The sequence below is a fragment of the Aquimarina atlantica genome (assembly GCF_000626715.1).
In the GTDB taxonomy this organism is placed as follows: Bacteria; Bacteroidota; Bacteroidia; order Flavobacteriales; family Flavobacteriaceae; genus Aquimarina; species Aquimarina atlantica.
On sequence record NZ_AQRA01000008.1, the window covers coordinates 93,929 to 107,404 of the forward strand.

The 13,476-nt window shown below is 33.6% G+C and carries 13 protein-coding genes; 9 read left to right on the forward strand and 4 right to left on the reverse strand.

What is annotated here, in order from left to right:
• Window positions 1-102: 102 nt before the first annotated feature.
• The 8 genes from ATO12_RS18365 (at window position 103) to ATO12_RS18400 (ending at window position 9,072) form a co-directional block, all read left to right on the forward strand.
• Window positions 103-594 (forward strand): hypothetical protein, encoded by a 492-nt coding sequence (locus ATO12_RS18365; RefSeq protein WP_131248859.1) that lies wholly within the window; start codon window positions 103-105, stop codon window positions 592-594.
• Between the two features lie 113 nt (window positions 595-707).
• A complete protein-coding gene (locus tag ATO12_RS18370) occupies window positions 708-2,582 on the forward strand; it encodes a hydrolase/aminopeptidase (protein WP_034244764.1) in 1,875 nt (624 codons plus the stop codon).
• Between the two features lie 60 nt (window positions 2,583-2,642).
• The gene (locus ATO12_RS18375; protein WP_034244768.1) at window positions 2,643-4,097 is read left to right on the forward strand and encodes an oligosaccharide flippase family protein; all 1,455 of its coding nucleotides are present in this window, start codon (window positions 2,643-2,645) and stop codon (window positions 4,095-4,097) included.
• 72 nt (window positions 4,098-4,169) lie between these two features.
• On the forward strand, window positions 4,170-4,604 hold the full coding sequence (gene dut / locus ATO12_RS18380) for a dUTP diphosphatase (RefSeq protein WP_034244770.1): 435 nt from the start codon (window positions 4,170-4,172) through the stop codon (window positions 4,602-4,604).
• Window positions 4,605-4,638: 34 nt separating this feature from the next.
• The gene (locus ATO12_RS18385; RefSeq protein WP_034244774.1) at window positions 4,639-5,655 is read left to right on the forward strand and encodes a sugar phosphate nucleotidyltransferase; all 1,017 of its coding nucleotides are present in this window, start codon (window positions 4,639-4,641) and stop codon (window positions 5,653-5,655) included.
• A 36-nt stretch (window positions 5,656-5,691) separates the two neighbouring features.
• Window positions 5,692-7,065: a tetratricopeptide repeat protein gene (locus ATO12_RS18390; protein ID WP_034244777.1), complete on the forward strand. Its 1,374-nt coding sequence runs from the start codon at window positions 5,692-5,694 to the stop codon at window positions 7,063-7,065.
• Window positions 7,066-7,072: 7 nt separating this feature from the next.
• Window positions 7,073-7,846 (forward strand): DUF4292 domain-containing protein, encoded by a 774-nt coding sequence (locus ATO12_RS18395; RefSeq protein ID WP_034244780.1) that lies wholly within the window; start codon window positions 7,073-7,075, stop codon window positions 7,844-7,846.
• Window positions 7,843-9,072: a murein hydrolase activator EnvC family protein gene (locus tag ATO12_RS18400; RefSeq protein ID WP_034244783.1), complete on the forward strand. Its 1,230-nt coding sequence runs from the start codon at window positions 7,843-7,845 to the stop codon at window positions 9,070-9,072. Before ATO12_RS18395 ends, ATO12_RS18400 begins: the two co-directional genes overlap by 4 nt.
• 12 nt (window positions 9,073-9,084) lie before the next feature.
• On the opposite strand, the gene ATO12_RS18405 is transcribed toward ATO12_RS18400, so the two are convergent.
• Together ATO12_RS18405 and ATO12_RS18410 are read right to left on the reverse strand one after the other, a co-directional pair.
• Entirely contained in the window at window positions 9,085-9,594 is a 510-nt protein-coding gene (locus ATO12_RS18405) for an acyl-CoA thioesterase (RefSeq protein WP_034244786.1), read from the reverse strand.
• A gap of 152 nt (window positions 9,595-9,746) precedes the next feature.
• Window positions 9,747-10,748 (reverse strand): HU domain-containing protein, encoded by a 1,002-nt coding sequence (locus ATO12_RS18410; RefSeq protein WP_034244794.1) that lies wholly within the window; start codon window positions 10,746-10,748, stop codon window positions 9,747-9,749.
• Window positions 10,749-10,894: 146 nt separating this feature from the next.
• Here ATO12_RS18410 and dprA point away from each other — a divergent pair, with 146 nt between their 5' ends.
• Complete coding sequence (gene dprA / locus ATO12_RS18415) at window positions 10,895-11,998, forward strand: DNA-processing protein DprA (protein WP_034244797.1); 1,104 nt, start codon at window positions 10,895-10,897, stop codon at window positions 11,996-11,998.
• Window positions 11,999-12,002: 4 nt separating this feature from the next.
• Here dprA and ATO12_RS18420 read toward each other — a convergent pair whose 3' ends face one another.
• Both ATO12_RS18420 and ATO12_RS18425 read right to left on the reverse strand, forming a co-directional pair.
• Window positions 12,003-12,356: a SnoaL-like domain-containing protein gene (locus ATO12_RS18420; protein WP_034244800.1), complete on the reverse strand. Its 354-nt coding sequence runs from the start codon at window positions 12,354-12,356 to the stop codon at window positions 12,003-12,005.
• 3 nt (window positions 12,357-12,359) lie between these two features.
• The gene (locus tag ATO12_RS18425; protein ID WP_205625251.1) at window positions 12,360-13,304 is read right to left on the reverse strand and encodes a sterol desaturase family protein; all 945 of its coding nucleotides are present in this window, start codon (window positions 13,302-13,304) and stop codon (window positions 12,360-12,362) included.
• Window positions 13,305-13,476 lie beyond the last annotated feature (172 nt).

Here is a 13,476-nt window from a genome sequence, read left to right on the forward strand (position 1 = left end):
TTTTGCCTATTTCCCTATCTTTAGCGAAACTAAAATTACCAGAACTATTGTTTTTGGTATCAATTTTGTTTTTCAATATTTAAAATATCAAAAATGATAAATTTGAGAACAATAAGTACAACAATTGGTATTTTGTTAATACTGATTACACATACACAATGTGCCAGCAGTCAGCAAATAGATATGAAAACTCCAATAGTTATTAAAGATGTTTATTTTCAGAAATGGGTAGCCGGGGTTGAAGGCGGCGGTTCTGGTTTTATGTTGTATATAGAAGTTAATTCGACATCAGATGTGCAATTAGAGTATGCTTATTTTAAAGGGAAAAAGATAGAACTGGGGCATAAAACCAGCGAACTTGTATATGTAGGCCATCATACTTACCCTCCTAGAAGGCAAGATCTGATTATGAGTGATGATCCTAAGAAAGAGTTTAAGAACCAGTTACCTGCAGTTGAAAAAAAACCTCTTTTCGAACTTAAAGATAATGAGTGCATTGTTGCGTATACCAAAAAAGGTAAAAAAGGGTATTTTAAATTAAATAATGTACCCGAAAAAGAATTGCAAGCGTATCCGAGTAGAAAGAGTCAGTAAATTATAAAGAAAAACTAGTCATATATTGGTGTATTTAGAGAAACAATGCATGACAAGAAATGCTGTTTTTGAATAAAAGAGAATAATCAACATTGTAAATTTATAAATAGGAAATGAAAAAAGTAATTACTTTATTGGTGTGCGCAACACTAATGTTAGGAAGTTGTGCCGATGCTAAAAAAGAAAAAACAGAATTGAAAAAGGAAGCTTCTTTACCTAAGTATGAAGAAGAACCGCATTCTTTTGCACAACCAAATAAAGCTGCGATAAAACATTTAGATTTAGATATAGATGTTGATTTTGAAAAAGAAATCATTAATGGAAGTGCTACGTATCAAATAGAAAACAACAACGCTTCAGAAATAGTTTTGGATGTTAAATTTTTGGAAATTGAAAATGTACAGGCAGATGGGGTTGATACCAAGTTTGTATTAGGAAGTTTTGATGAATACATGGGACAACCACTAAAAATTGATATTCAAAACACCACAAAAACAATAACTATTCAATATAAAACCACCAATAAAACTGAAGCATTACAATGGTTAAATCCTCAACAAACCGCAGATAAAACACATCCTTTCTTATTTACTCAGGGGCAGGCAATATTGACCAGGACCTGGATTCCTATACAAGATAGTCCGCAGATAAGAATAACGTACAATGCTACAGTAAATGTTCCTGCAGGTTTGATGGCAGTGATGAGTGCAGAAAACCCAAAAGAGAAAGCAGAAAACGGAGAGTATCGATTTAGAATGAAACAACCTATTTCTCCGTATCTCATTGCACTTGCGGTTGGGGATATTGAGTATAAGGCGATTAGTAATAGAACAGGAGTTTATGCAGAGAAATCTATGGTAGATGCCGTTCATAATGAGTTTTCGGATATGGAAAAAATGGTTGTTGCAGCCGAAAAGTTATATGGAAAATATGCCTGGGAGCAATTTGATGTAATTGTATTACCGCCAAGTTTTCCTTTTGGAGGAATGGAAAACCCACGTTTAACTTTTGCTACTCCTACACTAATAGCCGGAGATAAAAGTTTAACATCTGTTATAGCACATGAATTGGCACATTCCTGGTCAGGGAATTTAGTTACTAATTCAACCTGGGATGATTTTTGGCTTAATGAAGGATTTACAGTTTATTTTGAAACCCGTATAATGGAAGAATTGTATGGAGTCGACAGAGCAAATATGTTAGCATTAATTAGTAGACAAAGTTTAGATGATGAAATAGAGGGTTTTAAAGCTACACCAAATGAGACTAAATTAAAACTGAACTTAAAAGGACGTAATCCTGATGATGGTATGAATAGTATTGCTTATGAGAAAGGATACTTGTTTTTAAGAACATTAGAAGAAACAGTGGGGCGTGAAAAATTCGATACATTCCTTAACAATTACTTTCAAACGCATGCCTTTTCTACCATAAGTACAGAGAAATTTATTGTTTTTCTGAATGAAAATTTATTGAGTAAAGAGAACATTAAATTTAATACCGATGAGTGGATTTATAAAGCAGGTGTTCCGGATAATGAAGCTGTTGCAAAATCAGACAAATTTGATAAGGTCTTAGAAGCATTAACACAATTTATTGCAAATAATAAGGTAGATGTAAAAATTACCGAAAATTGGACAACTCAGGAGTGGGTATATTTTGTTCGTAATTTTCCAAAAGATATAAATAAAAAGCATTTAGCCATGTTTGATGATGCTTTTAATCTAACGAATGCTACCAATTCTTATATCGCAATGGTTTGGTATGAACAATCAATAAATTATGATTACCATGGTAATGATGTAGATAAAAAAATTGAAGATTTTCTTATTACTGTAGGACGTCGTTGGTACGTTTCTACTATTTTTAAGGCATATCAACAAAACAATAAAACAAAAGAAGCATTACTTATTTATGAGAAAGCTCGACCAAACTATCATTCTGTTACTATAAATACTATTGATGATATTTTAGGGATTAAGAGCTAGTTTGTTGGTAAAAACGTAAGACAAAAAATTGTATTTTTATAGTTATAAGGACACCACCAATTGAGCATATTTCAAAAACTCTTTAAGCAAACTTTTATTTATGGGCTGGCAACAGTGCTTCCGCGTATGTTGTCTTTTCTTTTGGTAATCGTTCATACCAAATATCTAGAAGGCCCTATATCTTATGGTAGAGTAACTATACTATTTTCATGGATCATAGTGTTTAATGTTATTTTGGCTTATGGAATGGAGACCTCTTTTTTTAGATTTTTAAATTTAGATAAATATAAAAACAATGTAACTAGCACCTCTGCAATTTCTATAGTAGTCTCTACAATAATTTTTGCAATAGTAGCATTCATAGCACAAGATCAAATATCAACTTTAATAGGTGTCAAAACTGAGTTTTTGATATACGTGATTTGGATTCTGGTATTAGATGCCTTGGTTATCATTCCTTTTGCCAATTTAAGAGCTTTAGAAAGACCTATTCGTTATGCTTTTATTAAGACTGTTAATGTTATAATATATGCATCTTTAAATGTGTTTTTCCTTATATTTCTTGGTGATCTTTCAACAGAAATAGAATGGCTTCAGATAATTTATAAAGAAGATTTTCAAGTACAGTATATTTTTCTTTCTAATGTAATTGCCAGTGGAGTAACATTATTGTTAATGTTACCTTTCTATATCAAGATTGATTATCGATTTGATAAAGAACTATGGCATAAGATGTTATTATACGGGTCTCCAATTTTAGTTTCTGGTCTAGCCTTTGCTATTAATGAACATTTTGACAAAATACTATTAGAATGGATATTGGGTAAGAAAGAAGGATTGTTTGACTCTGGAGCATATTCTGCTTGCTATAAACTAGCCCTTTTTATGACATTATTTGCTACAGCTTTCAGAATGGGAATCGAACCATTCTTTTTTAGTCATGCTAATGAAAAAGATGCACCCAAAACCTATGCAATAATAACTCAATATTTTGTGATTTTTGGCTCTTTAATTTTAATCATTGTAATCACTTTTTCAAAATTTTTAAAGGAGTTTATGATTAAGAACCCAGAATATTGGGAAGCAATGATTGTGGTTCCGATAATTTTATTAGCTAACCTCTGTCTTGGGATATACCATAACCTTTCTGTATGGTATAAAATTACAGATAGAACGAAGTTTGGAGCCTATATTTCTGTTGTAGGGGCCATAATTACATTGGTGTTGAACTTTATTTTAATACCAAAATATAGTTATCTCGGATCAGCGATAGCAACATTGGCAGCTTATGGATCTATGATGATGTTATCATGGTATTATGGCAAAAAATATTACCCCATTCCTTATAATCTTAAAAAGATAGGAATGTACCTTGTTGTATCCATTACCTTTTCGATTTTATCATTTTATGTTTTTGATAGTAATTATATAATTTCTATCCCGTTGTTACTTGGGTTTTTAGTAATTTTGTACGCCTCAGAAAAGAAAGAATTAAAACAAATTTTAAAAAGATAAGTCCGGTTAAAATTTTGGCTTTTAGTGCTTATAGCAAAGTAGTCTACTTTTACAGGATAATAAGATGTTAATATGCAGATAAAAATAATTAATCAATCAGCTCACGATCTACCTCATTATGAAACTATTGCTTCGGCAGGAATGGATCTAAGAGCACATATAACAGAATCAATAACGCTAAAACCACTAGAACGTACCATTGTAAAAACCGGATTGTTTATAGAGTTACCAGTTGGGTATGAAGCACAAGTACGTCCGCGTAGTGGATTAGCAGCCAAAAAGGGAATTACAGTACTTAATGCACCAGGAACAATAGATGCAGATTACCGTGGAGAGATAGGAGTAATTTTAGTAAACCTGTCAAATGAAAATTTTACTATTCAGAATGGAGAACGAATAGCCCAAATGGTAATTGCAAAACACGAGCGAGCAGAATGGATCGAAGTAACAGAATTGTCAGAAACAACTAGAGGAGAAGGGGGATTTGGAAGTACAGGAGTTAAATAAAACAACAATCATCATAAAACCAATTTAAAGTCACATGAAAATTATAGTACCAATGGCAGGAAGAGGGTCGAGATTAAGACCTCATACGCTCACCGTTCCTAAACCATTAATTCCGGTTGCCGGAAAACCAATAGTACATCGGTTAGTATCTGATATTGCTAAAGTTTTAGGAGAACCAGTTGATGAAGTCGCCTTTGTATTAGGTGACCCTGCATTTTTTGGAGATGATGTAGTAGAAAGTTTAACCACATTAGCAGAAAGCCTGGGAGCAAAAGCATCTATTTATAGACAGGATCAACCCCTGGGAACAGGGCATGCTATTATGTGCGCCAAAGAATCTTTGTCTGGACCTGCAGTAATTGCTTATGCAGATACACTAATTAGAGCAGATTTTAATCTCGATAAAAACGCAGACTCTGTAATTTGGGTAAAGCAAGTAGATCACCCAGAAGCTTATGGTGTTGTAAAACTAAATGATAATAATGAGATTGTAGAACTAGTAGAAAAACCAAAAGAGTTTGTATCTGACCTGGCAGTAATAGGGATATACTATTTTAAAGATGTGGGAGTTCTTAAAAACGAATTACAGTATGTTCTGGATAATAATATTATTAATGGGGGAGAATACCAGATTAATGATGGCATTAAAAGAATGATGAGTAATGGAAAAGTATTTGTAACCGGACAGGTAGATGAATGGATGGATTGCGGAAACAAAAATGTTACGGTAGAAACAAATACAAGAATGCTGGGGTTTTTACAAAAAGATGGAGAACATTTGGTTAGTGATAAAGTTACTCAAGAAAACTCAACTGTTATCGCACCATGCTATTTGGGCGAAGGAGTAACGTTAAAAAATGCGACTATCGGGCCTAATGTTTCGATAGGAAATGGGTGTACAATCGAGAATGCAATAATCAAAAATAGTCTGATTCAGACCAAAACTGTCATAAAAAATGCTAACTTAGACAATGCTATGATTGGAAACAATGCTGTTTATGATGGAAACTTCACTACAGTGAGTATTGGAGACTATTCTGTTTTGGAATAATTTATGATGCAATACTAGTATTGCAGAACCCGGTTTATGATTAACTATTGGAAACATATATGTTTTTTATTTCTATTCTTTTGGAGTGGGAATACTATGGTTCTATCTCAGGATATAGAACCTAAACAAGAGATAAATATCGACGATCTGGGAAATGTTTCTGACGAATTTCAAGAGAATTTTTTTGAGGCGCTAAAACAAAAAGCGATTACCAATTACGATAAGGCAATTGAAGCTATAGAGAAATGTATACAAATTGATCCTAAACCCGATTTCTTATATTTAGAATTAGGTAAGAATTATTTAGAGCTAAAACGATATCAGGATGCAGAAAATAATTTTGTAAAAGTATTAGATGCCAAACCCAATAACAGGTTTCTCCTTGAGCTTTTATTCGAAGTTTATTTTCAACAACGAAAATATAAAGAATCAATAGGAGTAGTAGAAAAACTAGTTGCATTTAATCCTATGTTCAAGGAGCAACTAGCGAATTTGTATTTTCTAGAAAAACGATATGAAGAAGCATTAATCGTTCTGGATGAATTAGATGATGAATTTGGAGCCGATGATTATCGCAATCGGTTGCGAAAAAGAATCTCTTCAAAAATTATTAACCCCAATAGTCAAATTAGTAGACTAGAGCAAAAAATAAAAGAAAAACCTAAGGTAGAGCAGAATTATTTAAACCTGATCTACCTGTATAGTAAGGATAATCAAAAAGAAAAAGCGTTTGAAACGGCTAAATTGTTATTAAAGAAAAAGCCAAAATCAGAATTCGTACATCTGGCACTGTATAAATTTTATCTTGAAGAAAATAATTTTGAACAAGCTATTAGTTCGATGAAGATTGCTTTAAAAAGCAATAAAATAGATGTCGAATCAAAATATAAAGTGATTAACGATTTTTTGCCGTTTCTTGATAAGCATCCTCAATATGAGTCTCAATTAACAGATATTGTTTCGTTGCTCTCTAATGGTCAAAATAATGGAAAAGTCTTTACAGAATTAGGCCATTATTATTATAAAAAAGACAAAAAAGAGCAGGCTCTCAATTTTTATGAACGAGGAATTAAAAGTAATGCTAATGACTTTGTATTGCTAAAAAGAATATTACTATTACAACTCGATTTAAAGCGATACGAAAAAGTAGAAATAGGAAGCGAATTGGCTTTAGAAATGTATCCTGCACAACCTATTTTCTATTTGGCTAATGGTGTAGCACTAATTCATCTCGAAAAAGCGACAGAAGCTATCGAGATCCTTACGATAGGTATAGACTACGTGATAGATGACCTAAAGATGGAATCAGACTTTTACCAACAAATAAGTGTGGCATATCGCAACTTGGGAGATACTACAAAAGCTTCAGAATATCAACAAAAAGTAAATCAACTTCAGAAAAAATCATAAGCGGGTAATGAACAGAATATTTTATCTATTGTGCATTGCTATGATGATGCTTAATTCTTGTAAGGGAACCAAAGCGGTAAGTGCGTTGGGAATCAAAAAACTAAATGCAGAAAAAATAATTGCAAATCATTACAATCGATCTTTTAATTTTAAAACACTTAATACTCGTATAAAAGTAAGATATGATGATGGCAAACAATCTTATAGCCCTAATGCTACATTGCGAATAGAAAAAGATAAAACCATTTGGATTAGTGTAAAGATGTTAGGTATTACATTGGCAAAGGCACTAATAACACCAGAAAAGGTAAGCTACTACGAGAAAATTAACAATACCTATTTTGAAGGAGATTTTAAATTGCTAAGTGATTGGTTGGGCACAGATCTGGATTATGATAAGGTACAGCAAATGCTGTTAGGGCAAGCGTTGTTTAACTTAAGAGACGATAAATATAAATCCTCAATAACAGGAAAAGGATATCAATTACGACCTAAAACAGAATTAGCACTTTTTGAACGATTGTTTTTAATACATCCGGATACCTTCAAAATGTACTCACAACGATTAAAACAGCCTATCGAAAATAGAGATTTAACGATTAATTATCAAAGCTATCAAAAAGTAGGAAATCAGGATTTTCCAAAAGAAATCTATATCGAAGCATTGCAGGAAAAAGAAAAAACAATGATAGAGATAGATTATAAGACGGTAGATTACAATGCTAAGGTGAGTTTTCCGTTTAAAATACCATCAGGATATAAGCAAGTCACTATTCAATGAGGTTTTTAAAGATTATATATTTCGTAGGTTTATTATTGGTTTGTAATCCATCCTTTTCTCAAAGTAGCAAACAACAGCAGCTAGAAGAAGAGCGCCAGCGACTTAGAGAAGAGATCGAACAAATGAAAGAGCTACGGGCTAATAACAAACGTAAAGAACGATCTGTTCTTTATGAAGTTGAAACGATCAATTCGCAGATAGGAACACGTAAAAATCTAATAAAAATAACCAACCAACAGGCTAACTTATTAACCCGTGAGATCAATACGAATTTTAAAAAAATAGAAGCGTATCGTAAGGAGCTTTCTGCCCTTAAGAAGGATTATGCCAAGATGATCACAAAGTCGTATAAGAGTAAATCTCACCAAAGTAGAATTATGTTTTTACTTTCTTCTTCTGATTTTTCTCAAGCCTATAAGCGATTACAGTATATGAAACAATATAATGAACATCGCAAAGAGCAGGCAGATCGAATAGAAAGTAATACCAGAGAATTGCAGGCTTTAAATACAGATCTGTCTAGACAAAAAAAAGAAAAGCAAGTACTGATCGAGGAGAATCGCGAAGAACAGAATAAGCTTAAAGCAGAAAAAAAGGAGCAACAGATTTTAATGGCTTCTATTCGCAAAAAACAAGGCACCTACACAAAGCAAATTAAAGAAAAAGAACAACAGGCCAGTGCTATTGATAAAGCGATTGAGAAGTTAATTAGAGAAGCAATTGCCAGAGCTAATAAAAAGGCAGGTAAAAAAGTAACTAAAAAAGGATCTGCGACCACATTTGCCCTTACTGCAGAGGCTAAAATATTAGCAGATAATTTTACATCTAATAAAGGAAAATTGCCTTGGCCTGTAGGAACAGGAAGAATAACAAAGAAATTTGGCCGTCAGCCTCATCCTACGCTTCCTAATATACAAATTAATAGTAGTGGGGTAGAAATTGAAACGAGGTCGGGAGAACCTGCGAGAGCCATTTTTGAAGGAGAAGTAATCGCGATACAAAAACTTAAGGGGGCCAGTCGTTTGATACAAATACGACATGGTAATTATATCACTACCTATTATAATATCGAGAATATTAGTGTTAAAGAAGGGCAAAAAGTAGCAACAAAACAAGCAATAGGTGAGGTGCGTACCAACCCAACAACCGGTAGAGCAATCATGAAATTCTTAATCTACCAAAATGCAAAACGATTAAATCCTCAAAGTTGGATTTATAAGATGTAATGAGTATATCGTTTATACAAATAATGCTTTTAGCTCTGTAGCATCACTAGGATTCATTTTTCCTGCTAGAACCAAACTCAATTGCTTACGGCGCAAAGCTGCATCATACCGCTGTTTTTCGAGTGCTGTTTCTGGCTTTATTGAAGGTACGGCTACCGGGCTTCCGCTTTCGTTTACAGCAACAAAGGTATAGATAGCCTCATTCGCTTTAGTTTTATCTCCACTCTGGCGGTCTTCTACCCAAACATCTATATACACCTCCATAGACGATCTAAAAGCTCTGGAAACTTTTGCTTCGACAGTTACAACACTACCTAATGGGATAGCCTTATTAAAAGCAACATGATTTACAGAAGCAGTAACCACAATTCGTCTAGAATGTCTACCTGCAGCAATTCCTGCTGCCCGATCCATACGGGCTAAAAGTTCTCCTCCAAATAAGTTATTTAAAGGGTTGGTTTCTCCTGTTAGTACCAAATCGGTTAAAGTAGTAAGAGATTCTGAAGGGTATCTGGATTCCATGCAATTTTAAATTTTTGCAAAGATATGCGGTAATACCATAATGAGAAAATAACAACAGGTATAATTTATGAGTATTTAAACTTGATATTACAGTATTCTGTCATGGTAACAACAAAACACTTATACCATATAGGTGCAGTAAGGTTTTTAGATTACTTTTTAATTAATAACCAGGCTTTAGAACTTTGTTCTCTTTTAATTCTGGCTAGTGCTTGTACCGCTTCAGAACGATTTTCATAACTTTCGTAAGCTACCTGGTGTAAACCATATCTGTTTACTCCAATTAGATGTGCATTAAACCCTTGCGCTTTAAGTTTTTGTACTTTAGTATCTGCATTAGATGCAATTCTAAAGGCACCAGCTACAATATGAAAACTTCCTGATGTCGTAGTATTAGATACTTCAGAGGTTGTAGTTGTAGTATTTTCTTTGCCTTTTATAATATTAAGATTAATAGCAGGAAGTGGATTAGAAATCTCAAAAGTAGCCTCTTGTATTCTGTTTTCAATTTCCTGATTGGCTTTTTGCCATTCCTTATTATTATAACTTACATTGGTATCACTAACTTGTTTCAAACCAAAAAAGCCACCAACTCCCAATAGGATTGCTGCCACAGCTGCATATTGTAAATAAGGGCGTTCACGACGTTTTTCTGGTGTAAATGTAAGTGGGATTGCTTCTTCGATAGCTTCTACCTCTTCTTTGTATACTTCACGCTTGATTTCAATATCACGTTTGATCACAGGAGATGCAAAAGAATGTAATCCAAAAGCCTCTGTAAGATAATTTACTTCTTGTAAAGGTTCAAATTGTAAGGTGTTTTCTACCGAAGTATAGAACGCACCAATTTTCTCTAATTCTATACGTTGTCCTTTTGCCATCTTTTCATTAAGAGATAAAACATAACGTTGGATTTTGGCAACAGCATCTGTATATGAGATGTTTTCGGCAGAAGCAATATAATTCGCTAACAAGCCATCATTGTTTTTCAACTGACTGTTAAAAGAAATTAATTTTTGAGGAGGATAAAATGCATTAGTACCATCTTGTATTGTAGCGGGTTGACGTCTGGTCAAAAATGCTCCAAAACCTGGTAGAATTATGCATTCATATCGATATAATAGTTCGCTTATATAGTTAGCTGTGTTATTCATTACCCCTTCTAAAATGTGCTTTCTTTGTTAGTGAAAATTAATTATCCCAAAGGTATAAAAAAATGAAGGCCATTTAAACTCTAACCGCTGAATTTATTAACAGTTTCGTTTTTTTTTGTTTCTTGCACTGACTTACAAATTATTACATGAATATCGAAAAACTTCTTGCCTTACTTACCCTTAAAAAAGTAACCAATCTTGGGGATAGTTCTATCAAAAAATTAATACGCGAAGTAGGTGATGCACAGGCAGTACTTGCCGAAAAAACGAACAACCTGCTCAAAATTGATGGAATAGGAAAAATGAAAATCAAAGATTTGCATAATCCAGAATATCGAAAAATGGCAGAAAACGAACTACAATTTGTGCAGGAGAATAATATCAATTGCCTGGTATATGATCAACAGGGGTATCCTGAAAAACTAAAACATTGTATTGATGGCCCCGTAGTATTATTTAGTTCTGGAAATATTGATCTTGAGCACAAAAAGATACTGAGTATTGTGGGGACACGAAAGGTAACTCGATATGGAGTACGGTTTTGTGAAGAATTGATAGAAACGCTGGCGCCTATAGATCCTGTTATTATATCGGGTTTTGCGTATGGTGTAGACATTACAGCACAGCGCGCAGCGGTTAAGCATAATCTGCAAACTATAGGTTGTTTAGCTCATGGTTTAAATCAAATTTATCCCAAAGCACATAAGAGGTATGTCGCACAGATCGAGGAAAACGGCGGATTTTTCACAGATTTCTGGAGCACAGATACTTTTGATCGTAAAAATTTTCTGGGTCGTAATCGAATTATTGCCGGGCTTAGCGAAGCAACTATAGTAATCGAGAGTGCCGATAAAGGAGGCTCCTTGGTCACTGCAGATATTGCGAATTCGTATAATCGCGATGTATTTGCAGTACCTGGCAGGGCACATGATCCTTTAAGCAAGGGATGTAATATGTTGATAAAGACCCAGCGCGCCCATATGCTTACCAGTGCAGCTGATCTAATGTATATGCTTAATTGGAAACTCGATGAGAATAAACAACCTGCTGTACAGAAAAAATTGTTTGTAGAGTTAGATGAACAAGAAAAGAAAATCTATGATTTTTTAACCGATAACGGAAAAGAACTATTAGATGTTATAGCATTACAATGCCAAATCCCTACGTTTAAAACAGCTTCTGTTTTACTTAATATGGAACTTAAAGGAGTTGTAAAGCCGTTGCCAGGAAAATTATTTGAAGCCGTTTGATTATTTAATAAAAAAATTGCTCTTTTACGATTTTTCCTTCCCTTACTTCATAAACAATAACCTCATCGATCACTACATTATCATTATTTACCATGGTTACATCTGTGATCATTCGTATACTAAAATGATCTTTACTCACTAAGGGTTCTGAAACCTCAAAATGATTCCATTTTTTTATATACAAAAGAAAACGTTTTTCTTTTTGAATCATAGCTTCTAAACCTGCTACTGATTTTTCTTTATACATATCGGGTTCCTGATTTATTGCATCTGTAGCAAATAATTGTTGCTGGGCTTCCAAAATTTTTTTCTCCCGTAGTAACTCTACTAGTTTGTTAGCTATTGTTATAGTTGTCATGTATTATTTTTTATGATTTTTAAAATAAGAAGGGCGCCATATAAGACCACCAAAGATGATCCTAAACCGATCACTCCAGGTTCTACATTGTTTTACATCTCTCCATATGTTTTTGTATTCAATAAAATTGATCGTGATAGGGTTATTAGAATTTATGTTTTTTGTTAAACCATAAATCACTTTTTCTTCTTCTCTCTGAAATGTGCCAAAGAGTTTATCCCATAGTATCAGGATGCCACCATAATTTTTATCGAGGTACTTTTCATTAGAGCCATGATGCACTCTATGTACAGAAGGGGTATTAAATATTTCATCGAGCCAGCCCAGTTTGATAATTCTTTCGGTATGGATCCATGTTTGATATTGTGCTACAAAAATTAATGAAACTATCGCCTGAAAAGGATTAAAACCCATTAAGATCATTGGTATAAGAAAGATCCACTCGATTGCACTTTCTATGATGCTTAATCGCATAGATACGGTTAGATTATAATCTTCAGAAGAATGATGTACACTATGGTTGGCCCATAAAATACGATGTTCATGTTCTAACCTATGCATCCAATAGTAGGTAAAATCAGCAGCCAATAGGCTTACAATCCAGGTCCAGCCACTCATAGGGATCTCAAATGGTGATAGATGGTAAAAGGGCAGGAGACAAATGACGCCGATAGAGCCAAAGGCTGTTTTTTCTACTAATTGTCCGATAAAAAATATAAGGATGTTAGCTCCTGTATCTTTCCACCTTCGCGCTTTACTGGTAAAAAAATCTAAGCAAATTTCAAAAAAGATAAGCGTAAAATTAATGATAAAGAAATACGCTACATAATCTAGTATTTCTGAAGTCTCAAAAAGTAAAGTAATTTCGTCTATATTCATTTTTGCTGTTGGTTTTCTGGTAAGAAGTATAAAAACCAAAGGAACCACAACAGGCTTAATAACCCCCATATAGAACCTCGACCATGGTAATAATCAACCACATCTGAGAAGGTATAGAAACCAATACACCCTAAAACTCCTAAGTACCAGTATTTTTGAAACGTAAAGTTCTTCATGCTTTTTACTTATAAAGCAAAAGTAATAGCAATGCTAAAGCACTTGTTTGTTAATTTTGGACAAT

Excerpts from the sequence above, each read along its gene's own strand:
- dprA (WP_034244797.1), top strand. The coding sequence starts at position 10,895 with ATGAATATCGAAAAACTTCTTGCCTTACTTACCCTTAAAAAAGTAACC.
- ATO12_RS18410 (WP_034244794.1), bottom strand. The coding sequence starts at position 10,748 with ATGAATAACACAGCTAACTATATAAGCGAACTATTATATCGATATGAA.
- ATO12_RS18400 (WP_034244783.1), top strand. The coding sequence starts at position 7,843 with ATGAGGTTTTTAAAGATTATATATTTCGTAGGTTTATTATTGGTTTGT.
- ATO12_RS18425 (WP_205625251.1), bottom strand. The coding sequence starts at position 13,304 with ATGGGGGTTATTAAGCCTGTTGTGGTTCCTTTGGTTTTTATACTTCTT.
- ATO12_RS18420 (WP_034244800.1), bottom strand. The coding sequence starts at position 12,356 with ATGACAACTATAACAATAGCTAACAAACTAGTAGAGTTACTACGGGAG.
- ATO12_RS18390 (WP_034244777.1), top strand. The coding sequence starts at position 5,692 with ATGATTAACTATTGGAAACATATATGTTTTTTATTTCTATTCTTTTGG.
- ATO12_RS18385 (WP_034244774.1), top strand. The coding sequence starts at position 4,639 with ATGAAAATTATAGTACCAATGGCAGGAAGAGGGTCGAGATTAAGACCT.
- dut (WP_034244770.1), top strand. The coding sequence starts at position 4,170 with ATGCAGATAAAAATAATTAATCAATCAGCTCACGATCTACCTCATTAT.
- ATO12_RS18405 (WP_034244786.1), bottom strand. The coding sequence starts at position 9,594 with ATGGAATCCAGATACCCTTCAGAATCTCTTACTACTTTAACCGATTTG.
- ATO12_RS18395 (WP_034244780.1), top strand. The coding sequence starts at position 7,073 with ATGAACAGAATATTTTATCTATTGTGCATTGCTATGATGATGCTTAAT.
- ATO12_RS18370 (WP_034244764.1), top strand. The coding sequence starts at position 708 with ATGAAAAAAGTAATTACTTTATTGGTGTGCGCAACACTAATGTTAGGA.